The 26,404-nt window shown below is 72.7% G+C and carries 26 protein-coding genes and 1 tRNA gene; 11 read left to right on the forward strand and 16 right to left on the reverse strand.

What is annotated here, in order from left to right:
- Positions 1-118: 118 nt before the first annotated feature.
- Together ACIA6B_RS09740 and ACIA6B_RS09745 are read right to left on the reverse strand one after the other, a co-directional pair.
- On the reverse strand, positions 119-1,123 hold the full coding sequence (locus ACIA6B_RS09740) for a hemolysin family protein (protein WP_396772335.1): 1,005 nt from the start codon (positions 1,121-1,123) through the stop codon (positions 119-121).
- Complete coding sequence (locus tag ACIA6B_RS09745; protein WP_396772567.1) at positions 1,116-2,423, reverse strand: hemolysin family protein; 1,308 nt, start codon at positions 2,421-2,423, stop codon at positions 1,116-1,118. The genes ACIA6B_RS09740 and ACIA6B_RS09745 overlap by 8 nt, the downstream gene beginning before the upstream one ends.
- Positions 2,424-2,505: 82 nt before the next feature.
- Here ACIA6B_RS09745 and ACIA6B_RS09750 point away from each other — a divergent pair, with 82 nt between their 5' ends.
- Entirely contained in the window at positions 2,506-3,177 is a 672-nt protein-coding gene (locus ACIA6B_RS09750; protein WP_396772336.1) for a GPP34 family phosphoprotein, read from the forward strand.
- A 65-nt stretch (positions 3,178-3,242) separates the two neighbouring features.
- On the opposite strand, the gene ACIA6B_RS09755 is transcribed toward ACIA6B_RS09750, so the two are convergent.
- Entirely contained in the window at positions 3,243-5,441 is a 2,199-nt protein-coding gene (locus tag ACIA6B_RS09755; RefSeq protein WP_396772337.1) for a (Fe-S)-binding protein, read from the reverse strand.
- A 176-nt stretch (positions 5,442-5,617) separates the two neighbouring features.
- The gene (locus ACIA6B_RS09760; RefSeq protein ID WP_281933739.1) at positions 5,618-5,881 is read right to left on the reverse strand and encodes a cell division protein CrgA; all 264 of its coding nucleotides are present in this window, start codon (positions 5,879-5,881) and stop codon (positions 5,618-5,620) included.
- Between the two features lie 231 nt (positions 5,882-6,112).
- On the opposite strand from ACIA6B_RS09760, the gene ACIA6B_RS09765 reads away from it, so the two are divergent.
- From ACIA6B_RS09765 to ACIA6B_RS09780, 4 genes are read left to right on the forward strand one after another with little or no spacing between them, the layout of a single operon-like run.
- Positions 6,113-6,919 (forward strand): DUF881 domain-containing protein, encoded by an 807-nt coding sequence (locus ACIA6B_RS09765; protein ID WP_396772338.1) that lies wholly within the window; start codon positions 6,113-6,115, stop codon positions 6,917-6,919.
- Entirely contained in the window at positions 6,916-8,655 is a 1,740-nt protein-coding gene (locus ACIA6B_RS09770; RefSeq protein WP_396772340.1) for a class E sortase, read from the forward strand. Before ACIA6B_RS09765 ends, ACIA6B_RS09770 begins: the two co-directional genes overlap by 4 nt.
- A 3-nt stretch (positions 8,656-8,658) precedes the next feature.
- Entirely contained in the window at positions 8,659-8,943 is a 285-nt protein-coding gene (locus ACIA6B_RS09775; RefSeq protein ID WP_281933744.1) for a hypothetical protein, read from the forward strand.
- A 5-nt stretch (positions 8,944-8,948) separates the two neighbouring features.
- On the forward strand, positions 8,949-9,599 hold the full coding sequence (locus tag ACIA6B_RS09780; protein WP_396772341.1) for an aminodeoxychorismate/anthranilate synthase component II: 651 nt from the start codon (positions 8,949-8,951) through the stop codon (positions 9,597-9,599).
- Positions 9,600-9,695: 96 nt separating this feature from the next.
- Here the strand turns inward: ACIA6B_RS09780 and pknB are convergent, their stop codons facing one another.
- The 7 genes from pknB to ACIA6B_RS09815 are packed head-to-tail and all read right to left on the reverse strand — an operon-like array spanning position 9,696 to position 18,655.
- Complete coding sequence (gene pknB / locus ACIA6B_RS09785; RefSeq protein WP_396772342.1) at positions 9,696-11,513, reverse strand: Stk1 family PASTA domain-containing Ser/Thr kinase; 1,818 nt, start codon at positions 11,511-11,513, stop codon at positions 9,696-9,698.
- A complete protein-coding gene (locus ACIA6B_RS09790; RefSeq protein ID WP_396772343.1) occupies positions 11,510-12,886 on the reverse strand; it encodes a serine/threonine-protein kinase in 1,377 nt (458 codons plus the stop codon). Before ACIA6B_RS09790 ends, pknB begins: the two co-directional genes overlap by 4 nt.
- A 1-nt stretch (position 12,887) precedes the next feature.
- Positions 12,888-14,393 (reverse strand): peptidoglycan D,D-transpeptidase FtsI family protein, encoded by a 1,506-nt coding sequence (locus ACIA6B_RS09795; RefSeq protein ID WP_396772344.1) that lies wholly within the window; start codon positions 14,391-14,393, stop codon positions 12,888-12,890.
- Positions 14,390-15,880, reverse strand: coding sequence for an FtsW/RodA/SpoVE family cell cycle protein (locus tag ACIA6B_RS09800; RefSeq protein WP_396772346.1), 1,491 nt, complete (start codon positions 15,878-15,880; stop codon positions 14,390-14,392). The genes ACIA6B_RS09795 and ACIA6B_RS09800 overlap by 4 nt, the downstream gene beginning before the upstream one ends.
- 28 nt (positions 15,881-15,908) lie before the next feature.
- Entirely contained in the window at positions 15,909-17,354 is a 1,446-nt protein-coding gene (locus tag ACIA6B_RS09805) for a PP2C family protein-serine/threonine phosphatase (protein ID WP_396772347.1), read from the reverse strand.
- Positions 17,351-17,845 carry an FHA domain-containing protein gene (locus ACIA6B_RS09810; protein WP_396772348.1) on the reverse strand — a complete coding sequence of 165 codons (495 nt, stop codon included), beginning with the start codon at positions 17,843-17,845 and terminating at the stop codon, positions 17,351-17,353. Before ACIA6B_RS09810 ends, ACIA6B_RS09805 begins: the two co-directional genes overlap by 4 nt.
- Before the next feature lie 6 nt (positions 17,846-17,851).
- Positions 17,852-18,655: a DUF3662 and FHA domain-containing protein gene (locus tag ACIA6B_RS09815; RefSeq protein ID WP_107158181.1), complete on the reverse strand. Its 804-nt coding sequence runs from the start codon at positions 18,653-18,655 to the stop codon at positions 17,852-17,854.
- A gap of 208 nt (positions 18,656-18,863) precedes the next feature.
- On the opposite strand from ACIA6B_RS09815, the gene ACIA6B_RS09820 reads away from it, so the two are divergent.
- From ACIA6B_RS09820 to ACIA6B_RS09835, 4 genes are all read left to right on the forward strand, one after another.
- A tRNA-Leu gene (locus ACIA6B_RS09820) sits at positions 18,864-18,949 on the forward strand.
- Positions 18,950-19,020: 71 nt separating this feature from the next.
- Entirely contained in the window at positions 19,021-20,130 is a 1,110-nt protein-coding gene (locus ACIA6B_RS09825; RefSeq protein WP_199199842.1) for an NAD-dependent epimerase/dehydratase family protein, read from the forward strand.
- The gene (locus tag ACIA6B_RS09830) at positions 20,127-20,933 is read left to right on the forward strand and encodes a WecB/TagA/CpsF family glycosyltransferase (RefSeq protein ID WP_396772349.1); all 807 of its coding nucleotides are present in this window, start codon (positions 20,127-20,129) and stop codon (positions 20,931-20,933) included. Before ACIA6B_RS09825 ends, ACIA6B_RS09830 begins: the two co-directional genes overlap by 4 nt.
- An 89-nt stretch (positions 20,934-21,022) precedes the next feature.
- Positions 21,023-21,625: a hypothetical protein gene (locus tag ACIA6B_RS09835; protein ID WP_396772350.1), complete on the forward strand. Its 603-nt coding sequence runs from the start codon at positions 21,023-21,025 to the stop codon at positions 21,623-21,625.
- Here ACIA6B_RS09835 and ACIA6B_RS09840 read toward each other — a convergent pair.
- The 3 genes from ACIA6B_RS09840 to ACIA6B_RS09850 form a co-directional block, all read right to left on the reverse strand.
- Positions 21,593-21,997, reverse strand: coding sequence for a hypothetical protein (locus ACIA6B_RS09840; protein ID WP_396772351.1), 405 nt, complete (start codon positions 21,995-21,997; stop codon positions 21,593-21,595). The two genes, ACIA6B_RS09835 and ACIA6B_RS09840, sit on opposite strands and share 33 nt — an antisense overlap.
- A gap of 149 nt (positions 21,998-22,146) precedes the next feature.
- The gene (locus ACIA6B_RS09845; RefSeq protein WP_107158178.1) at positions 22,147-22,368 is read right to left on the reverse strand and encodes a DUF397 domain-containing protein; all 222 of its coding nucleotides are present in this window, start codon (positions 22,366-22,368) and stop codon (positions 22,147-22,149) included.
- Entirely contained in the window at positions 22,338-23,219 is an 882-nt protein-coding gene (locus ACIA6B_RS09850) for a helix-turn-helix transcriptional regulator (protein ID WP_107158177.1), read from the reverse strand. Before ACIA6B_RS09850 ends, ACIA6B_RS09845 begins: the two co-directional genes overlap by 31 nt.
- Before the next feature lie 596 nt (positions 23,220-23,815).
- Here ACIA6B_RS09850 and ACIA6B_RS09855 point away from each other — a divergent pair.
- Together ACIA6B_RS09855 and ACIA6B_RS09860 are read left to right on the forward strand one after the other, a co-directional pair.
- On the forward strand, positions 23,816-24,103 hold the full coding sequence (locus ACIA6B_RS09855; RefSeq protein ID WP_107158176.1) for a hypothetical protein: 288 nt from the start codon (positions 23,816-23,818) through the stop codon (positions 24,101-24,103).
- Positions 24,104-24,200: 97 nt separating this feature from the next.
- On the forward strand, positions 24,201-24,632 hold the full coding sequence (locus tag ACIA6B_RS09860) for a hypothetical protein (protein WP_396772352.1): 432 nt from the start codon (positions 24,201-24,203) through the stop codon (positions 24,630-24,632).
- Positions 24,633-24,639: 7 nt separating this feature from the next.
- Here ACIA6B_RS09860 and ACIA6B_RS09865 read toward each other — a convergent pair whose 3' ends face one another.
- Positions 24,640-25,539 (reverse strand): PASTA domain-containing protein, encoded by a 900-nt coding sequence (locus ACIA6B_RS09865; RefSeq protein WP_396772353.1) that lies wholly within the window; start codon positions 25,537-25,539, stop codon positions 24,640-24,642.
- Positions 25,540-25,639: 100 nt separating this feature from the next.
- Entirely contained in the window at positions 25,640-26,329 is a 690-nt protein-coding gene (locus tag ACIA6B_RS09870) for a PASTA domain-containing protein (RefSeq protein WP_396772354.1), read from the reverse strand.
- Positions 26,330-26,404: the final 75 nt, after the last annotated feature.

The raw sequence follows: 26,404 nt of genomic DNA on the forward strand, positions 1-26,404 counted from the left end.
CGAGGCGGACGACCCACGGCGGTCGGTGCATCACATTAGGGAAGGCACCGGGGTGGAATCAAGGCGGTCGCCTGTTCAATCACGCTTCCGCAATCGCTTGCACACCAAGGGTATTCATTCACGTGCCGACGATGGCCGTCAATACGTCGTCGAGCGTCACCACACCGAGGGGCCGTCGACCGTCGCTGACCAGCACCATGTGCCGGCGCTCGCGCCGCATCGCCAGCAGCAGATCGGCGAGCGTACGGTCCGGCGGCACCACCGCCAGCGGCCGGTAGACCTCGGCCGGCACCGGGTCCCGTCGGCTCGCGCCGGCGTACCCGAGCACGTCCTTGACGTGCACGAAGCCGAGCACCCGGCGGGTGGCCCGCTGCACCACCGGGAACCGGGACCGGCCGGTACGGGTCGCCAGCACCTCCAGCGAGGCCGGTGAGACGTCCTCCGCCACCGTGGTCACCGTCGACCACGGCTGCAACGCGTCCGCGGCGGTACGGCTGTGCAGGGCGAGCGCGCCGGTGATCCGGGCGTGCTCCTCGGCGTCCAGCAACCCCTCGGTGCGGGCCTGGGAGACCAGCCCGGCCAACTCCTCGGCGGTGAACACGGTCTTCACCGCGTCCGTCGCCTCCACCCGCCACCACCGCAGCACCTGCCGGGCCGACCACTTCATCGCCAGCAGCAGCGGCTTCGTGGCCAGGCAGAACGCGAGCATGGCCGGACCGAGCCAGAGCGCCGACGGCTCCGGGCCGGCCAGCGTAATGTTCTTCGGCACCATCTCGCCGACCACGGTGTGCAGGAACACCACCACGGCCAGCGCGATCACGAACGCCACCGGGTGCACCGCCGAGGCGGGCAGCCCGACCGCGGTGAAGGGCACCTCCAGCAGGTGCGCCAGCGCCGGCTCGGCGATCGCGCCCAGGCCGAGCGAGCAGACCGTGATGCCGAGCTGCGCGCCGGCGATCATCAGCGGGATCTGGTTCATCGCGGACAGCGCCCAGCGGGCCCGCTTCGACGTCGCCGTAAGCGGTTCGATCACCGTCCGGCGGGACGCGATCAACGCGAACTCGCTGCCCACGAAGAAGGCGTTGCCGAGCAACAACACCAGGGCCACCAGCAGCTCAGGCACCGTCTTCGGGCTCCTCGGGACGCAACACGCGGACCTGCTCGATCCGGTGCCGGTCCACCTCCACCACGGTGAACTCGTAGCCCGCCTCGTCGACCGTCTCGCAGGCGACCGGGATGTGCCCGAGGCGGGCCATCAGGAACCCGCCCAACGTCTCGTACGGCCCCTCGGGCAGCCGGAAACCGGTCTGCTCGACCAGCTCGTCGGCGCGCAGCAGGCCGTCGACCAGGACGGTCCGTTCCCCGCCCGGCACGGTCAGCTCCACCGGCCCGAGGTCGTCCACCGCAGCCGGGTCGAACTCGTCGGCGATCTCCCCGACCAGCTCCTCGACCAGGTCCTCCACGGTCACCACGCCGTCCGTGCCGCCGTACTCGTCGACCACGATGGCCAGGTCCGCGTCGGCGTCCTTCAGCGCGGCCAGCACGCCGTCCAGGTCCAGGCTCTCGGGCACGTACACCGGTTCCCGGGCGACCGAGGCGACGGTGGTGGCGGCCCGCCGGGCCAGCGGCACCCCGAGCGCGTCGGGCACCCCGACGACACCGGTGACCAGGTCGAGCGTCTCCTCGTACACCGGGAACCGGGTGCGGCCGGTCCGCCGGGACAGATCGAGCAGCTCGGCGACGGAGGCGGTGGCGCGCAACGCGATCACGTCCACCCGGGGGGTCATCGCCTCGGCGGCCCGCTTGTCACCGAACCGGATGGTGCGCCGCAGCAGCATCGCGGTGTCCGGTGGCAGCGCGCCGGCCCGCGCCGAGATCGCGGCCAGCAGCCCCAGCTCCTCCGGCGAGCGGGCGCTGGCCAGTTCCTCCTGCGGCTCCACGCCGAGCCGGCGGACCAACCGGTTGGCGGAGTCGTTGAGCAGCCGGATCAGCCAGCCGAAGGTGCGGGAGAAGGCGCGCATCGGCGCGGCGGTGGCCAGCGCCGCCGGCATCGGCCGGGCCAGCGCGAGGTTCTTCGGCACCAGCTCACCGAAGAGCATCGAGAGCAGCGTGGCCAGCGCCAGGGCGAGCAGCCCGGAGAGGTGGTCCGCTCCGCCGAACGGGCGCAGCACCGGCGCGACGAGCCGGGCCAGGGCAGGCTCGGCCAGGTAGCCGGTGAGCAGCGCGGTGATGGTGATGCCGAGCTGCGCGCCGGAGAGCTGGAAGGACAGGTCGCGCAGCGCACGGCGGACCGTGGCGGCCCGGGCATCGCCCTCGCCGGCCCGCCTGTCGATCTCCGCCCGGTCCACCGTGACCAGGGCGAACTCGGCCGCGACGAAGAAGGCGTTGCCTGCGGTCAGCAGCACGAAGCCGACCAGGGGCAGCAGCGTCAGAACGAAAAGGCCGTCGATGGGCGTGATTGTGGCATGCGGGCGCCGATGGCGCGCCACCCGTAGCGTGGCGGATATGAACGGTCTGCTGCTCACCGACGAACTGGTCCTGCTCGCCTACGACGACGCCGGCGCGAACCGGCTCGGCCGTCCGCACCTGGACTACGGCCTCGCCGGCGCGGTGCTGCTGGAGTTGGCGCTGGCCGGCCGGGTGGAGGTCGCGGACAAGCGACTGGTGGTGACCGATCCCACCCCGATCGGCGTGCCACTGCTCGACGAGGCGCTGGCCACCGTCGGGGACGGGCGGCCCCGCGCGCCGAAGGACTGGATCGGCAAGCTGGCCAAGGGGCTGCCGGACCGGGTGCTCGACGGGCTGGTCGACGCCGGGGTGTTGCGTCGGGAGTCCGACCGGGTGCTGCTGGTCTTTCCGCGTACCCGTTATCCCTCGCCGACCGGCGCGGAGCCGGCGGCGGAGACCGCGGCCCGGCACCGGATGAGGGACGCGCTGGTCGGCGACGGCCCGGTCGACGCGCGGACCGCCGCGCTGCTCACCCTGACCGGCGCGGTCGGTCTGGACCGCAAGCTCTTCCGCGAGCTGCCGAGGGAGCGGGTCAAGGCCCGGCTGACCGAGATCGCCGCCGGTGACTGGGCCTCCGCCGCGACGAAGAAGGCGATCGAGGAGATGCAGGCGGCGGTGATGATCGCGACCACCACCACGGCCGCCATCGCGGTCACCACAGCGAGCTGAGCCGACGGCGGCGGCACCGTCCGGGTGCCGCCGCCGTCGTGGTCCGGCTCGTGCCGGGGTACGCCTCAGCCGGCCGCCGGCGCGGTTTCCTTCTCGCCGGCCGGCGCGTCGGGCTTGACCGAGCGCAGCAGCACGCTCGCCACGTCGACCACCTCGACGTCCTCGCCGGCGCCCTTGCCGTTCACCCCGTCGTTGAGCATCGTCGAGCAGAACGGGCAGCCGACCGCGATGGTCTTCGCGCCGGTGGACATGGCCTCCTCGACCCGGTCCACGTTGATCCGCTTGCCGATCTTCTCCTCCATCCACATCCGGGCGCCACCGGCGCCGCAGCAGAAGGAGCGCTCGCTGTTGCGCGGCATCTCGGTCAGCTCGCCCTGCATCGAGTCGCCGAGCACCTCGCGGGGCGCGGCGAAGATCCGGTTGTGCCGGCCCAGGTAGCAGGGGTCGTGGTAGGTGACGCCACCGTCGACCGGCTGCACCGGCGTGAGCTTGCCGGCGCTGACCAGGTGGGCCAGCAACTGGGTGTGGTGCACCACCTCGAACTCGCCGCCGAGCTGGCCGTACTCGTTGCCCAGGGTGTTGAAGCAGTGCGGGCAGGTGGCGACGATCTTCCGCTTGCTCTTCTCCCGGCCGTCGAACGCCTCGTTCAGCGTCTCCACGTTCTGCTGGGCGAGCATCTGGAACACGAACTCGTTGCCGATCCGGCGGGCCGGGTCACCGGAGCAGGTCTCGCCCTCGCCGAGGATGGCGAAGCTCACGCCGGCCTCGTGGAGCAGCGTGGCGACGGCGCGGGTGGTCTTCTTGGCCCGGTCCTCGAACGCGCCGGCGCAGCCGACCCAGAAGAGGTACTCGAAGTCCTCGACCTCACCGACCCGGGGCACCTCGAAGTCCAGGCCCTTGGTCCAGTCCTCGCGGGTGTTCTGCGGCGCGCCCCACGGGTTGCCCTTGTTCTCCAGGTTGCGCAGCATCACGCCGGCCTCGGACGGGAAGCTCGACTCGATGAGCACCTGGTAGCGGCGCATGTCGACGATGTGGTCGACGTGCTCGATGTCCACCGGGCACTGCTCGACGCAGGCGCCGCAGGTGGTGCAGGACCAGAGCACGTCCGGGTCGATGACGCCGCCCTCCTCGGCGGTGCCGATCAGCGGCCGGTCGGCCTCGGCCAGGGCCAGCACGTCCATGTGGGCGAGCTGGGCCTCGGTGGCCTTCTCCTCGCCGGTCAGGTCCTTGCCGCCGCCGGCCAGCAGGTAGGGCGCCTTGGCGTACGCGTGGTCGCGCAGGCTCAGCACCAGCAGCTTCGGCGACAGCGGCTTGCCGGTGTTCCAGGCCGGGCACTGCGACTGGCAGCGACCGCACTCGGTGCAGGTGCTGAAGTCGAGCAGGCCCTTCCAGGTGAACTGCTCGACCTGGGCGACGCCGAACTGGTCCTTCTCCGGGTCGGCCTCCTCGAAGTCGAGCGGCTTGCCCTCGCTCGTCATCGGCCGCAGCGGGCCCAGGCCGGAGCCGGCCGCCTTCTGCGGGTCGCGCTTGAAGAAGATGTTGGGGAAGGCCAGGAAGCGGTGCCAGGCGACACCCATGGTGACGTTCAGCGAGATCACGATGAGCCAGGTCATCGAGATGACGATCTTGACGAGGGCGGCCACGCTGACGCCGGCCGCCCAGTCGGGGAGCACCGAACCGACCGCGTGGCTGAGCGGGGTGGCCCAGACCGGGTACTCGAAGTGGTCGGTGGCGACCTTGAAGCCCCGGATGACGAAGCCGAAGATCAGGACCAGCAGCACGACCCACTCGACGAAGTAGCCCTGCCACATCGTCGAGCCGGTGAAGCGGGAGCGGTTCTCCGGCCGGTTGGGCCGGTTGCGCAGCCGGATCGCCATCAGCACCAGGATGCCGACCAGGCCGAGAATGCCGATCCACTCGGTCACCAGCCCGAAGACGGTCCAGTGCCCGACGATCGGCAGGCCGCCGCCGGTCGAGACCACCTCGAAGTAGGCCTCCAGCACCAGCAGCGACAGCACGATGAAGCCGACCATCACGAACCAGTGGGCGGCCCCGACCACACTCCACTTGAGCATGCGGGTGTGGCCGGCGGTCTCCACCAGCATCTTGGTGGTGCGCGCGCCCTTGTCGGCGAACCGCTCGGGCGCGGGCTGCCCGAGCCGGATGACGGCCGTCATCTTCATGACCGCGCGTACCGCAAGCCACACCGCCACGGCGGTGATGGCGGCCGCGAGGATCGTGGTGACGATCTGGACGCTGCCCATCGAGTTGGCCTCCCGGTCTGCTGCTTGTCAGTGCAGCCTACGCGGAAGGTTACTCAGCAGTAACGTGAGTCTTCTCGCATCGGCCACGCCGCCCTGCGGACACCTTAGGTGGGCCGGCGCCCAGGCGCCGGGCAGGGGCGGCGTGGCGTGCTGCGAGCGCTGCGGAAACCAGCCGGTCAGCGCCAGCGGGAGAGCAGGATCAGCGAGGAGACCATCGCGCCGAAGCCCACCGCGAGGTTCCAGTAACCCCACGAGGCGACCGGGTAGGCCTGCTCGGAAAGGTAGTAGACCACCAGCCAGGCGATGCCCACCACGATCAGCGCGACGGCGGTGACCGGCAGCCAGATCGGGCTAGGCTTGCGCGTCGACGCCGTCGCCGTCGGACGGACGTCCGTCGGCGGGGTGTACACCTTCTTCTTACGGACCTGAGACTTGGGCACGACGCTCTCCAGAGGGGGGTACGACCTCGTCCGGCCTGACAACCGGGCGCGGGGGCGACGGTCCATGGCCAATAATGTGTCGACAGCTAGCGTAGTCCCGACGGACCGTCCAGGCCACGAATGGGGTCGGGCCGGTGCACGGAGTTACCGAAAAGAGCGGACTTTTCGGGTCGAGCAGGTCGGTTCGCATCGGCGCGGGCCGGAACGAGACGACGGGAAAGGGAACGCCCGGTGGAGTACACGTCCGGCGCCGCCTCCTGGCAGAAGGTCCTTCGCCGCGCGGTCGCCGGTCTGCTGCCCCGGCGGGCACGCCAGCGCCGCCCCGGCTGGTCGATCGGCGTGCCGCTGATCGCCGCCGCGGCCGGGCTGCTGTTCACCACCACCGCGACCACCGCCGGCGGCACCCCGCTGCGCGAGGACCGGCGACCCCAGCTCACCCAGCTCATCGAGGACCGCCGCGAGCAGGTCGCGGCCAGCGAGGCGAAGGCCGCGCGGCTGCGCGACGAGGTCGAGGAGCAGACCGAGGCGCTGGCCGGCACCGACGGGCCGGTGAAGACGCAGCGGGACCGGGCCGCCGCGATCCGGCAGGCCGCCGGGTTCACCGCGCTCACCGGCACCGGCATCACGATCGAACTGAACGACGCCGACTGGGGCCCCGGCCAGCCGCTGCCCAAGGGCGCCAGCAACGACGACCTGGTCGTGCACCAGGGCGACGTGCAGGCGGTGGTGAACGCGCTGTGGGCCGGCGGCGCGGAGGCCATGTCAATCATGAACGTCCGCGTGCTCAGCACCAGCGCGGTACGCTGCGTCGGTAACACCCTGCTGCTGCACGGCCGGGTTTACTCCCCTCCTTTCAAGATCGTGGCCATCGGCGACCCCGCCCAGTTCCGGCGGGCGCTCGCCGCGTCTGAAGGAGTCCGGGTGTTCAAGGAAGTGGCCGACCACTACCAACTCGGCTACAGCGAGAAGACCTCCACCGTGACGGTGCCGGCGTTCGAGGACTCCACCGCGCTGCAATCGGCGACGGTGCCCCGGTGACCGGCGACGAACCCCGGGAACGCGACGATCGCCGCTGCCGCACCGGGTCGGAGGAGCCGACCGCGTTCCTCCGGAAGGTCGAGCGTCCGGTGCCCGCCCCGGCCCGGGTCGACCTGCCGTGGCCGGACGACGGCCCGGCCCACTCCGCCCCGGCGCGGCGCGGCCCCACCGCCCGCCCGGTCACCCCGCCGGCCGCCCGCCCCGCCGACCCCCCGCCGGTCTGGCCCGGCAATCCGGCCCGCCCGCCGGCCGCCGCCCCGCGCGCCGAGCCGTACCCGCCGGCCCGCCGACCCGGCCGGCCCGCCGACCCCGAGGGGCGGTCGCCGGAGGTCCGCAACGGGTTCGGCGCCCCACCGCCCGGCGCTCCACCACCGCCCGGCGGCCGAACCGGGGAGACGCCCGGTGTCGACAGCCGGCGGTACGCCGGTCCGACGGCTCCCACCGACCCCCGGCGGTTCGACCAGCCGGGTCGGGGAGCGCACTCCCGCCCGTCCGCCGAGGCACCCTACGACCGCCGCGCCGGCCTGGACACCTCCCACGCCCCGGCCCGCCGTCCCGGCGGGATGCCCGGTGCCGGCGCTGTGCCCGGTCCCGGCGGAGGGCCGGGTGCCGGCGTGCGACCGGCCGCGCCGGGCGACGGGCCGACCGACTTCATCCCACCGGTGGTCGACCGGCCCGAGCGGCGCTCCACCTCGGCCGGGCACCACACCGGCCCACCACAACGACACGCCGGCCCGCCCGAGCGACACGCCAGTGGTCCCGAGCGGCACGCCGGCGTACCCCGGTCGGGTGGCCCGACCGGGCGCGGCCCGGACCCGGTCCCACCGGCCGACCCCGGCGCGACAGCGGTGCTGCCCGCCGTCACCCGCCGGCCGACCGACCCCCGGTTGGACGCCACCGGCCTGATGGGCGCGGTGCCCCCGGCGCCGGACCCCGGCGCCGACGACGGCGAGCCGCCCGCCGAGCCGCCACGGCCACGGCGCGGCGAGCGGGTGGTGCAGCTCCGACCGGAACAGACCGGTGAGGGGTACCGCAGCGTCTACTCCGAGCTGACGCGGCCCACCACCGGCTCCCGCCTGCGCACGGCGGTCCGTGGCGCGGGCGAGCTGCTGATCACGTTCGGCCTGGTGGTGCTCCTCTTCGCCGGCTACGAGATCTGGGGCAAGTCGGTCATCGTCGACGCCCACCAGAACGACCTGACCGGTCAGCTCGCCCAGGAGTGGGCGGCGGACCCGACGGTCGGCCCGACCCCCGGCCCGAGCACGAAACCGAAACCGCCGGCCGAGGGCAAGCCGGTCGCCGGCCTCTACATCCCGAAGCTCGACAAGCACTGGGTGGTGGTCGAGGGCGTCACCCCGGACGACATCCGGTACGCCCCGGGCCACTACCCGGACAGCGCGATGCCCGGCGAGGTGGGCAACTTCTCCGTCGCCGGGCACCGCATCCGGTCCACGTTCTGGCGGCTGGACGAGCTGTCCTCCGGCGACGCCATCGTGGTCGAGACCAAGGGCGAGTGGCTGGTCTACCGGGTCTACCAGCAGCGCATCGTCAAGCCGTCCCAGGTCGAGGTGGTCGCGCCGGTGCCGGGCAAGCCGGGCAGCCGGGCCACCGAGAAGCTGCTCACGCTGACCACCTGCAACCCCAAGTTCGACAACTACCAGCGGCTGATCATCCACGCCCGCTTCGACCGGGCCCAGGCCAAGTCGACCGGCCGACCGGCCGAGCTGGAGGGCTGAACCGTGTACGCGTGGATCTGGCGGAAGTTGCCCCTGGGCCTGCCCGGCAAGCTGATCGGGTCGGTGCTGCTGGCCACCGCCACCGTGGCCCTGCTCTGGTTCGTCGTCTTCCCGTGGGCCGAGCCGCTGTTGCCCTTCGACGACGTGCAGGTCACGCAGGACTCCGGCGTGCCCGGCGACGCCCCTGGCGGCGGCCTGACCGACCCGACCGGGCAGCCCGATCAGGACGAGGAGCTCCCGTACAGCACCGAGACGAACAACGCCCCGCCCACCGCTCCGGGCGGGTGAGCCCGATGCGCGTCCTGGTGATCGACAACCACGACTCGTTCGTCTTCAACCTCGTGCAGTATCTCGGTCAGCTCGGCGCGGACTGCGAGGTCCGCCGCAACGACGAGATCGACGTCGCCGAGGTGGGCCGGGTCGGGGCGGCCGGCGTCCTGCTGTCGCCCGGTCCGGGCCGCCCGGACCGCGCCGGCATCTGCCTGGACGTCATCCGCGAGTACGCCGGCCGGCTCCCGATCCTCGGCGTCTGCCTCGGCCACCAGGCCATCGGCGCGGCGTTCGGTGCGACCGTGACCCGCGCGCCCGAGCTGCTGCACGGCAAGACCTCCGAGGTGCGCCACCACGGCGACGGCGTGCTCGCCGGCCTGCCCGACCCGTTCACCGCCACCCGCTACCACTCGCTCGCCGTGCTGCCCGAGACGCTCCCCGACGAACTGGAGGTCACCGGCTGGACCGCCTCCGGCGTGGTGATGGCGATGCGGCACCGCACGCTGCCGGTCGAGGGCGTCCAGTTCCACCCCGAGTCGGTGCTGACCGAGGGCGGTCACCTCATGCTGGCGAACTGGCTGGCCGCCTGCGGCCATCCGAAGGCGCGGGAGCGGGCCCCGGAACTGGCCGCCGAGGTCGACGCGCGACGCCGGGCCGCGTTCGCCACCGCCTGATCCTCCCGGACACGACACGTGGCGGCACCCCCGGTGGGGGTACCGCCACGTCCGTGGGTTCCGGCCGCCGGGGGCAACGTCGCGCCCGACGAGAGGTCAGCGGTCGCGCGTCGGCGGGATCGACGGGATCGGGAATCCGCCACCGCCACCGGCACCCGGGGTGCTCGGCGACGTGGTGGGGGTCGCGCTCGGCGACGGGCTCTCGCTCTGCTCCTCGATCGGCACGTCGACCGCGATGGTCACGGTCTCGCCCTTGGCCAGCTTCTTGCCGGGGGACGGGGACTGGCTGCTCACCTTGCCCGCCTGGGCCGGATCGACCTCTTTGCCGTCCCGGACCTCGACGTCGTAGCCGGCGTCCTCCAACCGCTTCTTCGCCTGGTCCTCGGTGTAGCCACGAACATCCGGAACCTCGTTGACGTTGCCCTTGGAGACCTCAAGGATCACCTTGGTGTTCGGGGGCACCGTGCTGCCCTCCTTGGGCGTCACTTTGGTGACCTGATCCTTCGGGGAGCCGCTGTTGACGTCCTTACGCTCGACGGTCAGCCCCAGGCCCTCCAGCGTCGCCTTGACGCTGGTGTAGGTGCCACCCTCCAGCGCCTGCGGGATGGTGACGTCGTCCGGGCCGGCGCAGACCTGCACCGTGACCGGGGTGTTCTTGTCCACCCGGAGGCCCGGCCCGGGGTTCTGCCCCACCACCGTGCCCTTCTTGCACTCGGCGTTCTTCACCGGCGTGCCGGGGACGAACCGCAACCCGGCCTGGGTGAGCGCGGCCTGCGCGTCGGCCTGGGTCCGGTCGCCCAACTGCGGGACGGAGACCTTCTCGTTGCCGGCCTGGTTGAGCCAGAGCGCGGTGCCCAGCGCGATCACCGCCAGCACGCCGAGCGCGGCGAACGTGGCGATGACCCAGGAGGAACTCCGGCGCTTGCGCGGGTCCCCGACCCGGGCCGGCGGCTGCTGGCGGGTCTGCGGGCCCATCATCTGGGTCTGCTGCGCCGCCTGGTAGCCGCCCGCGGCGGCCGCCATCGGCATGGTCTCCTCGGCCGGCATCACCGGGGTGGCCAGCACCGGCCGGCCGGCCGCGGCGCGGAGCAGGTCCGCCCGCATCTCACCGGCGCTCTGGTAGCGGTTGAGCGGGTTCTTCGAGAGCGCCTTGAGCACGATGGCGTCGACCGCGGCGTTGACGTCCGGGTTGATCGTGCTCGGCGTCGGCGGCTGCTCGCGGACGTGCTGGTAGGCGACGCTGACCGGGCTGTCCCCGACGAACGGCGGGTGCCCGCAGAGCAGCTCGAACAGCACGCAGCCGGCCGCGTAGACGTCGGAGCGGGCGTCGACCGCCTCGCCGCGCGCCTGCTCCGGGGAGAGATATTGCGCGGTGCCGATGACCGCGCTGGTCTGCGTCATCGTGGTGGCGCCGCTGGCCAACGCGCGGGCGATGCCGAAGTCCATCACCTTGACCTGGCCGGTCTGGGTGAGCATCACGTTGCCGGGCTTGATGTCCCGGTGGATGATGCCGTGCCGGTGGCTGAACTCCAACGCCGCGCACATGTCGGCGCAGATCTCCAGCGCCCGGCGCGGCTGGAGCCGCCCCTCGACGCCGAGGACCTCCTTCAGGGTCCGCCCGTTGACGAACTCCATCACGATGAACGGCAGCGTCTCGCCGGTCGGGGCGGTCTCCTCGCCGGTGTCGTAGACGGCGACGATGGCCGGGTGGTTGAGCGAGGCGGCGTTCTGCGCCTCCCGGCGGAACCGCATCTGGAACGTCGCGTCGCGGGCCAGGTCGGCACGAAGCATCTTGATCGCGACGTCCCGCCCGAGCCGGAGATCGCGACCGCGGTGCACCTCCGCCATGCCGCCGTAGCCCAGCAGCTCGCCGACCTGGTACCTGCCACCGAGCAGGCGGGCCTGCGCTGTCATCGCGTCTCTCGTCCTTCGCTCGTCGTCGTACCGCCGCCGGCCGGCTGGAGGCGTACCTCACGACGGTACGACGTGCGGACCGGATAGTCGCCCCCGTACGCGCGCACCGCGCCGGAGGTCACGCTCACACTTGCCGGACCGGGGGCGGCCGAACCGTACTTCCGGTACCAGAACGAGATCACGCCCGAGCAGAGGATGACCAGCACCGCCACCAGGATCGCGGTCGTCCAGAGCCCGGACCGGGAGCGGCGGGGCGCCGGCCGGGGCGCGACGGGCGGACGAGCGTACCCCAGCGGGTTGTGCGGGGGCCGGGGTTGCGGGACGGGCGCCGCGCCGCGCGGACCCACCGGCGGGCGGGCCTGCGGAGCCGGGTGCGCGACGATGGTCGGGCGCGGCGCCGCCGGTGGGCGGGCCGGCGTCACCGGCGGTCGGGGCGGCGTCACCGGCGGTCGGGGCTGCGGGCGGGGCGCGGCGTTCGGCACCTGCGCCCGCGCGACCGGTGCGGCCGGCGAGGCCGGTACGCCGGAGATCGGCCGCCCGCCGCGCGCCTGCTGGGAGAGCGTCTGCTTGGCCTGCCGGGCGATCCCGGCCAACGCGGCGGCGCTGGACCAGCGGGCCGCCGGGTCCTTCGCCATGGCCCGCTCGACGATCGCCCGCACCTGCGGCGGGATGTCGGCGGGGAGCGGGCGGGGCGTGTCCCGCACGTGCTTCATGGCGATCTCTAGCGGGTTGTCGCCCTCGAACGGCCGCCGGCCGGCCAGGCACTGATAGGCGACCACGCCGAGCGCGTACACGTCGGAGGCGGGGGTGGCGACCGCGCCGGTGGCCTGCTCGGGCGAGATGTAGGAGGCGGTGCCGAGCACCGAGCCGGCGGCGGTGAGCTGGCCGACCAGCTCCGACCGGGCGATGCCGAAGTCGGTGAGCACCAGCGTGCCGTTCGGCCGGACCAGCAGGTTGCCCGGCTTCACGTCGCGGTGCACGATGCCCTTCTCGTGCGCGGCGTGCAGCGCGTCGGCGGCCTGGGCCAGCAACGCCATGGTGCGGGCCGGAGTGAGCCGGCCGACCCGGCCGAGCGTGGCGGAGAGCGCGTCGCCCTCCACGTATTCCATGACCAGGAACGCGATGTGCTGGTCGCTGCCGAAGTCGTAGACGTCCACCACGCCGGGGTGGTTGATGGTGGCCATGGTCCGCGCCTCGCCCCGGAACCGCTCGGCGAAGCCCGGCTCGTCGAGCAACGCCGGCAGCAGGCTCTTGACCGCGACCGTCCGGCCCAGCACCTGGTCGGTGCCGCGCCAGACGTCACCCATGCCACCGCTGGCGATCCGCTCGTCGAGACGGTAGCGGTTGCCGAGCTGCACCCCGGGGCTCAGCACGTCAGCGCCTCCCGGAGTCCGCGATGGCCGCCGCCATGATCCGGCCGGCGATCCGGGCCGCCTCCGCGCTGCCGCCGCTGCCGGCCTGCTCCAGCTCGACGCAGACCGCGGAGAGCGGGGTGCCGTCCTTGTCCATCGCGAAGCCGATGAACCAGCCGTGGTCCGGCGTGTCCGGGCCGGACTGCGCGGTGCCGGTCTTGCCGCCGACCACGTACCCGTCGATGGCGGCCCGGCGGCCGGTGCCCTCCTTCACCACGTTCTGCATCATCGAACGCAGGTCGGCGGAGACCTGACTGCTGACCGGGCGGCGCAGCTCACGCGGCTTGGCCGCGTCGTAGACCGTGGTGCGGTCCGGCCCGAGCAACTGCTTCACCAGGTACGGGCGCATCTGGCTGCCGTTGTTGGCGACCGCGGCGGCGATCAGCGCGCCCTGCAACGGCGTCATCCGCACGTTGTTCTGGCCGATCGACGACTGGGCCAGCGCGGCCTGGTCGGTGCTGCCGTCCGGGTTCTGCATGTCGCCGGTGCGGCTGGCCGCGACCGGCAGGCCACCCTCGCCGAGCTGGCCGACCGTGAGGTCCTCCTGCTCGAAGCCGAACTGCTTCGCCTTCTCCTTGACCTTCTCCGCGCCGAGCCGCACGCCGAGCTGGGCGAACCCGGTGTTGCATGACTCGGTCACCGCGTCCCGCAGCGTCACCTCGGACTCGGGGCAGATCGACGGCGCCGCGTTCTTGATCGGCACGCCGGCGCCCGGCGCGGTGTAGCTCGGCCCGGCCGGGATCTGCGTCTGCTGTCCGACGCCGTTCTCCAGCGCCGCGGCGGCCATGACGACCTTGAAGGTGGAGCCCGGGGGCAGCACCTCGGCGAGCGCGCGGTTGGCCAGCGGCCGGTCCTTGTCCTTCTCCAACGCGTTGTAGGCCCGGTCGGCCTCCGTGCTGGAGTGGCTGGCCAGCGGGTTCGGATCGAAACTCGGCATCGAAACCAGCGCCTGCACCGCGCCGGTACGCGGGTCGATCGCGACGGCCGCGCCCTTCTTCGCCCCGACCTGGTTGTCGTTGAGCTGCTTGAACGCCGTTTCCTGGGCCCGCTTGGAGAGGGTCAGCAGCACGTTGCCACCGCCGGTCTCGTCCCCGGTGAACATGTCCTTGATCCGGCTGGCGATGAGCGCGTCGCTGGTGCCGGCGAGGAAGTCGTTCTCCACCCGCTCGATGCCGCTCGCGCTGCCGTTCACCGGCTTCCAGCCGAGCACGTGCGCGTACATCTCCCCCTGGGGGTAGGTGCGCAGGTACTTCAGCTCCCCGCCGGTCTCCTTGCTCAGCGCGTACGCGGTGCCGCCGACCTCGATGTTGCCGCGCTTGCGGTCGTACTCGGCGACCTGGACCCGGCCGTTGTAGTCGCTGGTGCGGTACTCGTCGGCCTTGTACGCCTGGATCCAGTTCAGGTTCGCGAAGAGCAGGCCGAACAGGATCATGACGACCACACCGACGCGGCGCAGGGGTGCGTTCACGGCCGGATCACCTCCGTGGGAGCACCGTGCAACTGGTCGGGCGCGCCGCCGCCGGGCCGGGCCGCCGGGCCGCGACCGCCGGTGACCGGCCGGCGGGCACCGTCGGAGACCCGCAGCAGCACGGCGATCAGCAGCCAGTTCGCCATCAGCGAGGAGCCGCCGGCGGAGAGGAACGGCGTGGTCTGGCCGGTCAGCGGGATGAGCTTGCTGATGCCGCCGACGATGACGAAGACCTGGAGGCCCAGCGTGAACGCCAGGCCGCCGGCGAGCAGCTTGCCGAACGAGTCGCGCACCGCCAGCGCCGCCCGCAGGCCCCGCTCGACGATCAGCAGGTAGACCACGAGCAGCGCGGAGAGACCGAACAGGCCGATCTCCTCACCGATGCCGGCGAAGATGAAGTCGGTCTGCACCTCGGGCAGCAGCGTCGGCTGACCGCCGCCCGGCCCGGCCCCGAACAGCCCACCGGTGCCGAGCGTGAGCAGGCCCTGCACGAGCTGGTAGCCGCGGTCGTACGGCTCGGCGAACGGGTCGAGCCAGATCTGCGCCCGGTCGTAGAAGTTGGCGAACGGGCCACCCACGGTGCTGCCCAGCAGATAGGCCAGGTAGGCCCCGCCGAAGAACAGGATCAGGCCGATGAGCAGCCAGCTCACCCGCTCGGTGGCGACGTAGAGCGTCACCACGAACATGCCGAAGTAGAGCAGCGAGGTGCCCAGGTCCTTCTCGAAGACCAGGACCAGGATGCTGACCAGCCAGACCACCAGCACCGGGCCGAGGTCCCGGCCGCGCGGGAAGTCGATGCCGAGCACCCGCCGGCTGGCCAGCGACAGCACCTCCCGCTTGCGCACCAGGTAGTACGCGAAGAACGTGAGCAGCGCGAGCTTGGCGAACTCACCCGGCTGGATCTGGAACCCGCCGACCCGGATCCACAGCTTGGCGCCGTTGATCTCGGAGAACCGGCCGGGCAGCACCGCCGGGATCATCACCAGCACGATGCCGGCCAGCCCCAGCGTGTACGCGTACCGGGAGAGCGTGCGGTGGTCGCGCAGGATCGCCAGCAGCCCGGCGGCGAGCGCCACCGCGGCCAGCGTCCAGGCCAGTTGCCGACCGCCGGTGCCGGCGAAGATGGCCAGGTCGGCCCGCTCCGCCGGCGCGGCCTGGGCCAGGTCGTAGCGGCGCAGGAAGCCGACCCCGATGCCGTTGAGCAGCGCCACCGCCGGCAGCAGCGCCGGATCGGCGAACGGCGCCAGCCACCGGATCACCAGGTGCAGGCCCAGGAAGACCAGTCCCAGCGCGGCGGCCGGGACCCAGAAGTCCGACGTGATGGTGTCCAGCGCCTTGGCCTCGATCATCGCCGCGTACGCCGCCACCAGCACCATGGCGAGCAGGAGCAGGGACAGCTCGGCGTTACGCCGGGACCGGGCCAGGCGTACGCCGGACTGCTCGCCCGTCGAAGCGGGCGAGGCGGCCGGTGCGGCGGCTGCGGTCACGGATGCGTCCTCGGGATCGAGCCGGCGCTCACTCCGGCGACCGGCAACCGGCGGGATCGGCCGGCGGAACGGTGTCGGAGACTACGGCGTCGGGCGTGATGGTCAACGTCGGTGTGGGCGTCGGCGGGCCGGGCGACGGGGTCGGCGGGACGGCGCTGCCGGTGGCCGCCGGGGACAGCGCACCGGCCGTCGCCACCGGCGTCGGGCTGGGCGTGGCCGGCGCCGTGCCGGGCGCCGGACTCGGCGGGCAGAGCGGCTTGAGGTTCGGGTTGGCCGGGTCGTCGCTTGTCAGTTCCGCCAGTCGACGCTCGGCGTCCGGTTCGCTCTTGGCCTGGATGCCCTGCTTCACCCGCTCCTGGGCGGCCAGGGTGAGGTCGTCGAGCCGGGACTCGCTGCGGGCGTGCACGTCCGACAGGTCGAGGCCGGCGACCTGGCCGGGCACCCCACGGAACACCGCGAGCTGACCGTCGTCGGTGGCGCCGACGTAGTACTGCCGCTGGGTGTACGACCAGCCGCCGAAGACGGCGCCGGCGACGATGACCGCCAGCGCGAGCGCCATGGCCACGGTCCGCAGCGGCCGTCGCCGGCGCGGCTCGGGCTCGTCGTCGCGGTTGTCGGCCGGCTCCTCGGGCACGGGCGCCCGGGGCGCGGACAGCGCCGAGGCGCGGGCCGCCGGGGTGGAGTCGTCGGCCGATGTCGCCATGCCCCGGTCCCGGGCGGCGGCGCCGCCGACGATCGGGGACGCCTCGACGATGTCCTGGTCGGTCGCGTCGGCGATGATCACCGTGATGTTGTCCGGCCCGCCGCCGCGCAGCGCGAGCTGCACCAGGCGTTCCACACACTGCTGCGGGTCCGGGTACTCGCGCAGGGTGTCGCCGATGGTGTCCGCGCTGACCACGCCGGAGAGGCCGTCGGAGCAGATCAGGTAACGGTCGCCAGGCAGCACCTGGCGGACGCTGTACTCCGGGTCGATGTCCCGGCCGTCGAGCGCGCGGGTGAGCAGCGAGCGCTGGGGGTGGCTGCTCGCCTCCTCGGCGCTGATCCGGCCCTCGTCGACGAGCATCTGGACGTAGGTGTCGTCCTTGGTGATCTGCGCGAACTCGCCGTTGCGCAGGAGGTAGGCCCGCGAGTCACCGATGTGGACCATGCCGATCTTGCTGCCGGAGAAGAGGGTCGCGGTGAGCGTCGTGCCCATCCCCTCCAGCTGCGGGTTGGCGTCCACGGTGTCGCGGAGTTGCTGGTTGGCGGTGCCCACGGCGGATCGGAGCGCGTCGACCAGGGCGTCACCGGGGACGTCCTCGTCGAGGGGCGCCATGGCACCGATGACGATGTTGCTGGCGACGTCACCGGCGGCCATGCCGCCCATGCCGTCGGCAACGGCGAGCAGCCGCGGTCCGGCGTAGACGGAATCCTGATTGCCGTCTCGGATCAGACCGCGGTCACTGTGGGCCGCGTAGCGCAGGGTCAGAGTCATGGCCGTAATTCGAGGGAAGTGCGGCCGATCCGGATCGGCACGCCGAGGGGGACGGGGGTTGGTCCGGTGACCTTAGCGCGATCCAGGTAGGTGCCGTTAGTTGATCCGAGGTCCTCGACGTACCACTGCCCGTCACGGGGCACGAGCCGGGCGTGTCGCGCCGAGGCGTAGTCGTCGGTGATCACCAGTGTCGAGTCCTCCGCACGACCGATGGTGATCTGCGCTTCCCCGAGCGTGATCCGGGTGCCGGCGAGTTGACCGGCGGTGACCACCATCTGGTGGGCGGCGCGGCCCCGCTTGCCCTTCGCCGGCTTGCCGGGCGGGGCGGGCTGGTTGGTCGACGCGCCGACGCCGCGTGGCGCGGCCACCAGGCGACCCGACCGGGCCCCGGCGAAGAGGTCCCGGCGGATCACGCCGACCACCGTGAATACGAAGATCCACAGCAGGATGAGGAACCCGAACCGGGCGACGGTGATGACGAGCTCCGGCAACGGGGATCAGCCGTCCACGCGGAAGGTCAACGTCGTGGTGCCGAGCTGGATCATGTCGCCCGGGTTGAGGGCGACCGCGGAGACCCGCTGGCCGTTGACCATCGTGCCGTTCGTGGAGCCGAGGTCGGTCAGCACGACCTGGCCGCCGTCGAAGTCCAGCCGGGCGTGGCGCCGGGAGATGCCGACGTCGGGCAGACGCAGGTTGGCCTGGTCACCGCGACCGATCACGGTCGAGCCCATCTGGAGCGGGTAGGTGCGCCCGTCGCCGGAGACCAGGCGGACGTTGCGACCGCCGCCGTGGCCGGGCGGCGGACCGTAGCCGCCACCCTGGTCGTAGGCCGGGTACGCCGGGCCGGCGTCGTAGCCGCCCTGGTCGTAGCCGCCCGGCGCGGAGACCGGCGCGACGTCGCCACCGGTGTAGACCTCGGCGGTGACCCGGAACATGCCGGTGTCCAGCCCCTCACCGCGTTCGACCTCGACGATCACGTCGCCGTAGACCGTCCAGGCCTGTTCGCCGATGAACTCCGCCTGCGACTGGGCCAGCTCCTGGGCCAGCGCGGCGGCGTACGGCGCCAACCGACTGTGGTCGTACGGCGAGAGATCGATCACGTAGCGGTTGGGCACCAACGTGCGCCCACCGGCCAGGATCGCCTTGTGCGCCTCGGCCTCCCGCTGCATGGCGTTGAGGATCTCCACGGGGTGGACCACCCCTTTGAAGACCTTGGCGAAGGCCCCCTCGACCAGGCCTTCCAGACGCTTCTCGAAGCGTTGCAGCACGCTCACCGGCTCCTCCTCGGGTCCCGAGGCAATGATGGTATCCGGACACCGCCTCCGCAGCTCACACGCCGCTCGGCCGGCCACCGTCGACCCGTTCGTGACCAGGCCCGCGAGCGTGCTACAGTTTCGCCCGCCACGAGCGGTGATCGTTCGTGGCAAGACCAGTGGACAGCGTAATAGGTCCCGGCACCCGCCGCAGATGGCGGGCGACGGATGCGATATGGTGTTCCGGTCGTGCCACGGGGATGTGGCGGAATGGCAGACGCGCACGGTTCAGGTCCGTGTGTCCGAAAGGACGTGGGGGTTCAACTCCCCCCATCCCCACCAGAACGAGGGCTCCGCAGGCTGCGGGGCCCTCGCGCCGTATCGGGGCGTACCGGACGTCACGCTATGCTCCGATGGTTTCCCTGCCTCCCATGGACCAGGAGTGGCGTGTGAGTGTCGCGTTGGTGACCGGTTCCGGCGGTCTGATCGGCTCCGAGGCGGCCCGGCACTTCGCCGGCCTCGGTCTCGACGTGGTCGGCATCGACAACGACATGCGGCGGTACTTCTTCGGCGAGGACGGCTCGACCGCGTGGAGCCTCGACCGGCTCGCCGCCGACCTCGGCTCCGCGTACACCCACCACGCCGTGGACATCCGGGACCGGGACGGCCTGGAGCGGGTCTTCACCCGGTACGGCCGGGACATCGCCGTGGTGATCCACAGCGCCGCCCAGCCGAGCCACGACTGGGCCGCCAAGGAGCCGTTCACCGACTTCGACGTGAACGCCGGCGGCACGCTCAACGTGCTGGAGAACACCCGGCGGCACGCGATCGACGCGCCGTTCATCCACTGTTCCACCAACAAGGTCTACGGCGACCGGCCCAACTCGCTCCCGCTGATCGAGCTGGAGACGCGCTACGAGCTGCCCGAGGACCACCACTGGTACGGCGGCATCACCGAGGACATGTCGATCGACGAGTCGCTGCACTCGATCTTCGGCGCCTCGAAGGTGGCCTCGGACGTGATGGTCCAGGAGTACGGCCGGTACTTCGACATGAAAACCGCCTGCTTCCGGGGCGGCACGCTGACCGGCCCGGCGCACTCCGCGGCCGAGCTGCACGGCTTCCTCGCCTACCTGATGCGGTGCGTGATGGAGGGCCGGACGTACAACCTCTTCGGCTACAAGGGGAAGATGGTCCGGGACGCGATCCACTCCCACGACGTGCTCACCGCGTTCGAGGCGTTCTTCCGGGAGCCGCGTTCCGCCCAGGTCTACAACCTCGGCGGTGGCCGGCACTCGAACACCTCGCACATCGAGGCGTTCCGGATCGCCCAGGAGATCACCGGCCGCGAGGCGCGGATCAACTACGTCGAGCAGGCCCGCACCGGCGACCACCAGTGGTACGTCAGCAGCATGGCCCGGTTCGAGGAGCACTACCCGGCCTGGAAGATCACGTACGACGTGCCGATGATCCTCCGCGAGATCCACGAGGCGAACGTCGACAAGTGGGTGCCGCAGGCATGAGCGGCGGCACGAAGCGCAACGTGCTCGGCGTCGGCGTCGACGCGACCGACTACGCCCGGGCCACCGAGGCGGTGGTCATGGCCGCCCGGGAACGCCGTCCCCTGGCGCTGACCGCGCTGGCCGTGCACGGCGTGATGACCGGGGTGCTCGACCCGGCGCACAACGCCCGGCTCAACGCGTTCGACGTGGTGACCCCGGACGGCCAGCCGGTGCGGTGGGCGCTCAACCTGCTGCACGGCGCCGGCCTCACCGACCGCGTCTACGGGCCGGAGCTGACCCTGCGGGTGCTCGCCCGGTTCGCCGACGAAGGGCTGCCGGTCTACCTCTACGGCTCCACCGAGGAGACGCTGGCCCGGCTGATCCCGGCGCTGGAGCGCAAGTTTCCGGCGCTGAAGATCGCCGGCGTCGAGCCGTCCAAGTTCCGGGCCGTCCAGCCGGGCGAGGACGCCGAGATCGCCGACCGGATCCGGAGCAGTGGCGCGCGCCTCGTCCTGGTCGGGCTGGGCTGCCCCCGCCAGGAGGTCTTCGCGTACGCCATGCGACCGCTGCTGGACATGCCGCTGATGGCGGTCGGCGCGGCGTTCGACTACCACGCCGGCCTGTTGCGCAACCCACCGCCGTGGATGCAGCGCGCCGGGCTGGAGTGGTTCTGGCGGCTCGGCCTGGAGCCGAAACGGCTTTGGCGCCGGTACGTCATCCTCAACCCGGCCTACCTGGCCCGGCTCGCGGCGCAGAAGACCGGCCTGTGGAAGGCCACTCCGCCGGCGCCGGCCACCGGGCGTCCGTCCACCTTCGACGTCTGATCCGGCCCGCCCCCTACGGGACGACGTTCCGGGTCGACCGGGGTGCCGTCCCGGATTCGGTGGACGTCGAACTGGGCAAGGCTGAGGCCATGGATGACCGTCTCGCTCTGCTGCTCCCCGTCGCCGCCGTCTGGCTGGCCGCCGGCCTGGTCGCGGAGGGCCTGCCCGGGCGGCGCCGCGCCCGCGCGCTGCGCCGGCGTACCGGATGGTTGTCCGCCCTGGTGCTGACCGGCCTCACGCTCACCGTGGCGGTCCTCGTCGCGGGCCTCCAGAGTGGCGGCGACACGGCGCTCGACCGGGCCGCCGCCGGGCTCGCGGTCGCGGCGGCCCCGACGGCTCTCGTCGCGGTCTGCACGGTACGCCGGCTCCGGCGGCTGCGGGCCGGCGCGAGCGCCTTCACCGCGGCGCCGGGCACCCCGGCGCCGCACGGGCTGCGGGCCGCCGCCGCGCACCCGCTGATCGTGCTCCCGATCCAGGCGACCGCGCTCGCGGCGCTGGTGGCGGTGCTGCCGACCGTCGGGGTCGACCTGTTCGCCGCGCCGGGGGTGGCGGGCCCGGCGATCACCGTCGCGGTGCTCGGCGTGGCCGCAATCGGGGTACGCCACGCGCTGCGGCACAACCGGCTCGCCGAGCGGGCGATGCCCCGGGCGACCGCGGTGTCAACGCGTCCGGCCGGCGCCCTGCACGTATAGCAGTTCGAGGATCGCCCGGGTCGCTTCGAACCAGCGGTCCAGCCAGCCGGGCGGGGGCACGCTCCCCTTGGGCGGCAACTCCAGCAGCAGCCCGCGCAGCAGCGGATGGTCCACCAGGGACTCCTGCTGCTCCATCGGCCACCCGCTGGGCGGGAACGACGGCTCGGTCAGCGGGTTCGGGTCCAGCGACGGCAGGGAGAGCGTCGGCGCGGGCGGCTCCGGCACGCCCGCGTCCCGGGCGGCGAGGTCCTCGCCGTCGGTGGAGACCACCTCGGTCAGGACGGTGTCCCGGCGGGCCCCACGGTACTTGCCACCGAACCGCTCGGGCTTGCCCGGGCCGTTGGTGAGATTCTCTGAACCGATCGTCGTCATCAGTCTCGCCTGCCTCGTTCGGTTGCCGATCCGTGCGGTTCAACGAGGCGGAACGGAACAGGCGACGGGTGCCGGGTCCGCGGTCGGTGGACGTGGAACGGTCCCGCCCGACGACGCTGGCGGGCGGGACCGTTTCTCGGGGGTACTGATCAGCTTTGGCCGAAGGCTCCGCCCCGGGCCCGGGCGACGAATGCGTGCCAGTCACCGGGGGCGAAGACCAGGGCGGGACCCGCCTTGTCCTTCGAGTCCCGGACCCCGACCGCCCCGGTCACGTACGCGACCTCCACGCAGTTGTCGCAGTTCGGCCCGCTCTTCGAGCTTTTGAACCACGTCGCCTGCGTCAGGTCCACGGGGAACTCCTTGGTCGCCATTTCCACAGCGGCTCCTCTGCCAGTCTCGCGATGTGTGCGACGGACTCCTCCGGTCGAATGGCCGCTGCTCGAATGTGATCGAAGATGAAGCTGTACTTCTGAAGCTCGTCGCTCTTCTCCAGGAAGAGCCCACCCGTGGCGTTCTCCGCGTACACGACATCGGGATCACTCGGTTCGGGGAAGCTGAGGATCGTGAAGGTCCCGTCCATACCGGCGTGTGCCCCCACCTCGAAAGGGAGGACCTGCACCGTCACGTTCGGCAGTTGGGCCACCTCCACCAGCCGCTTGAGCTGACTACGCATCACCGCGTCGCCGCCAACCGGCCGGCTCAGCACCGCTTCATCGAGCACCACCCACAGATCGACCGGATCGTCCTGGGTCAACAACGACTGTCGGCCCAATCGGACACGCACCCGTTGGTCGATCTGATCGGCGGTGAAATCCGGACGGGCGGCGCGGATCATCGCCCCGGCGTACTCCTCGGTCTCCAGCAGGCCGGGCACGACCTGCTGCTCGTACGCCCGGATCTGGCTGGCCGCGGCCTCCAGGCCGACGTACGCGCCCACCAGCACCGTGCTGTACGGATGCCACCACCCCTTCTGCCGTGCCTCGCGGGCGATCTGCACCAGCTCGTCGCTCTCCGCGCCGACCACCCCGTAGATGCGGAGCATGTCCCGCACGTCGCGGGGCGTCGCGGTGGTGTGGCCGGTCTCGATCCGGGAGACCTTGGATGCGGAGCACTCCAACTGCTCGGCGACCACCTCGATGGTGATGCCGGCGGCTTCCCGTTGCCGGCGGAGTTCGGCGCCGAGTCGACGCCGACGGATGGTCGGGCTGCGCCGTTCGCTCACGACGCGGCTCCAGGACTCGCAGTCACCCGGCTACCTCCGGTCGGTCGCGCCCGGTTCCACACCCGCCGTGGGCGCGACCGGCGGGCGGCGGGCAAGCGTTCGCGGCGGGGGTGGTGCCGGTCGTCGACCGGCCGCGACGGGCGAAACCGGCGTCCAGTGTGCCGGCCCGGCACCTGAGGCTTCAAGCGTCCGGTTCACGTGTCCCGCTCACCTATCGGCAAAAGTCGACGTGCAACTTGCATGTCGCACCTCGCTGATGCACTCTGTCGGTATGGCACGGGTTACTCACCGTCTTCGCTTGATCTCCGCGCGTGGTGACACCACGGTCCGCGGGACGGCCGGAGGGGAGCCGTCCCGCGCCGTGCGACCTGCCCCGGAGTAGAAGACCCCGCTGCTGTACGCCGTCTCGGCTGCGGCGGCGGGAGCGGTAACCGGGAGCAGCCGGGTGATGGTCGGGTGGCGGCTCGCCACCGCGGGTACGGCCCGACCAGCACCGACCCACCGCCGGTCCACGAGGTAGACCCCCCGTCGCCGGACCGCACCGACCCCGTTCAACTCGCCGGCCCCGTGCCGGCCGAACCCTCCCAGGAGCCCATGTGCTTCCCCGCTCCGGTGACGTACTGCACGTGACGCGCGCGGCGAGTGTCCAGTTCTTCCGACCGATCATGTTCCGGATGATCCGGGTGCTCGACTGGCCGGCCTACGACGGTTGGCTCTGGCTCGACGGCTACGAGTTGAACGCGGCGGGGGACGCGGTCAACCGACGGTCGATCTTCGTACAGCAGGAGGGGCTGCGGCAGATCCAGGCCGCACCGGTCCCCCGGCAGCACACCGTCCGGACCGCCCGCCGCCCGGTCACCCGGACCCCGGTCCGGGTGGGCTGACCTCACAATTCCCGGCCGGTGGGCGTGCTGCCGCCATAGAATCGGTACGCCCACCCCGGCACGTTCCACCCCGCGCGCCACGGACCCTGAACCAGGGATGGTCATGGTCAATCTGCCCACCGCGCGGCGGCACCACAGGTCCCGCACCGGCTACGCCCTCGGGCTCTTCGTCTTCCTCGGGGTCGCGACCGCGCTCGCGCTCGTGGTCCGTCACCCGGCCTTCTCCACCACCCAGCAACTGGCCGAACCCGTACCGGCCCCGGAGATCACCGTGGCCGGCGCGGACGCCCGCCCGACCGTCGAACCCGACGACGACGAGCCGGACGAGATCGAGCAGCCGGCGGCGGACGGGGCCGACCCGTCACCCCCGTCCGGTGCGGCGGGCAGCGGGGCCGGCGGCGGCATGCTCGCCGACCGCCCCACCGAGCCGACGGACCTCAGCCGACCGCTGTTCTACTCCGGTCTACTCGGTCTCGCCATCTCGCTGGCCGGGCTCGGCCTGGTCGGCGCCCGCCGCCGACAGTGGTGAGTACGCGTCAGGGCGTGGCGGAGGTGGCCGGCGCGGAGCCCGGAGTGGTCGTCCCGGTCGTCGGTGCGCCGGTGGTGGGCGCGGCGGACGCGGCCACCACCAGGGTGACCCGCTCGCCCTCGCCCACCGCGTAACCGGCCTCCGGATCCGTGGCGATCACCGTCCCGGCCGGCCGGTCCGACGCTCGGCGCTGGACGCGGTAGTCGATGCCGAGCCGGTCCAGCACCGACCGGGCGGCCGACTCCGGCAGCCCCACCAGTGGCGGCATCGGCACCTCGGCGGCGGCCGTCGTGGCCGGTGGCGTGGTCGGCGGCGCACTGCTCGGCGACGCGCTGGTCGGGGCGACGCTCGTCGGTGCGGAGGTGCTCGGCACCGCCGACGGCACGGGCCCCGGACCGGAGTCGCGGTCGGCGGCCCGCAACGCCAGCCACACCCCGGCCGCGATCAGCCCGATCAGGATCAGGGCCAGGACGCCCAGCAGGATCGGCATCCACCAGCGACGTCCGGCCTGCTCGTCGGCGTACCACTCGGCGCCCGGCTCCGGATAGGCCGCCGACCGTGGCGGGGGCACGCCGGCCCGGCCGGACCAGGGCGCGCCACCGACCGGCTCCTGCCGGCTGGTGGCGTCGAGGGGCCGAGGTGCCGCGCCGGGCAACGGCCGGGTCGCGTCCGCGCCGGCGCCGGCCGCGTCGCGTGGCACCGCCCGGGTCGCGTCCACATCCTCGCCCGCGCCGGCCGCGTCGCGTGGCAGCGCCCGGGTCGCGTCCGCGTCCCCGCCCGCCGCCGCCGCGTTCCGCGGCACGGCCCGGGTGGCGTCGACGTCCTCGCCCGTCCCGGCCGCGTTCCGGGGCAGGGCCCGGGTGGCGTCCACGTCGTCGGCGGGTGGTTCCTGACGGTCGTCGCTCATGACACTCGTCCTTCCCGCACCGGGACGGGGCTCGCGGCCCTCGGACGTCCACGGTAGCGGGCCACGGCCGGGCCGGCCGGGATCAGCGCGCCGGCCGGCGTCAGGGCGTCGGCGGCGGGCCGTCGCTCGGCGTGCTCGACGGCTCGTTTCCGCAGGTCAACGACACCTGGTCGTTCCAGTGGGCGGTGCCCCCGGCGGCCGGGTCCTGCCCGCTGACCGGTCCCTGCCGACCGGCCGGGTAACGGGGATAGAGCCCCGCCTCCACCAGGTCGTCGGCGGCGTCGGAGCAGGACTCGCCCCCCACGTCGGGCACGGTGACCTCGGGCGCCGGTCCGGTGACCCAGACGGTGACGGTGACCCCGCGCTTCACCGGCGCCCCCGGCCGGGGCGACGTGCGCTCCACGGTGCGTCCCGAGCCGCTGCCGAACACCAGCCGCCACCCGAGTCGACGGTCGCGCAACTGCTGCCGGGCCCGCTCGAAGTCGGTACCCACCAGCTGCGGCACGGTGAGGCCGGCCGGGGGGCGCGAACGCGTACCGGTGGGGCGGTCCTCGCCCGGTCGGCCCGTCGTGGGGGCCGCCCCGGTCGGGCCGGACGGCACGGGCGGCGGGGCGGCCGGCGGCGAGACAGCCTCGGAGGAGGCGGTGGGCCGGTCCGGGTGACCGGCCAGGATCCAGCCACCGCTGGCTCCGATCACGGCCAGCAGGACCGCCGCCAGTCCGCCTCCGACGAGTAGCCGGGTCCGGCCCGGACCGGTCTCGTCGCGTACCGGCTGCTGCTCGTCCGTCATCGCGTCTCCCGCCTCAGTCACCGGCGACCGTAGCCGGTGCCGCCAAGCCGTCCGGGGCCGGTCGGCCGCTCCCAC

It is taken from the genome of Micromonospora sp. NPDC051141, from assembly GCF_044455765.1.
In the GTDB taxonomy this organism is placed as follows: Bacteria; Actinomycetota; Actinomycetes; order Mycobacteriales; family Micromonosporaceae; genus Micromonospora.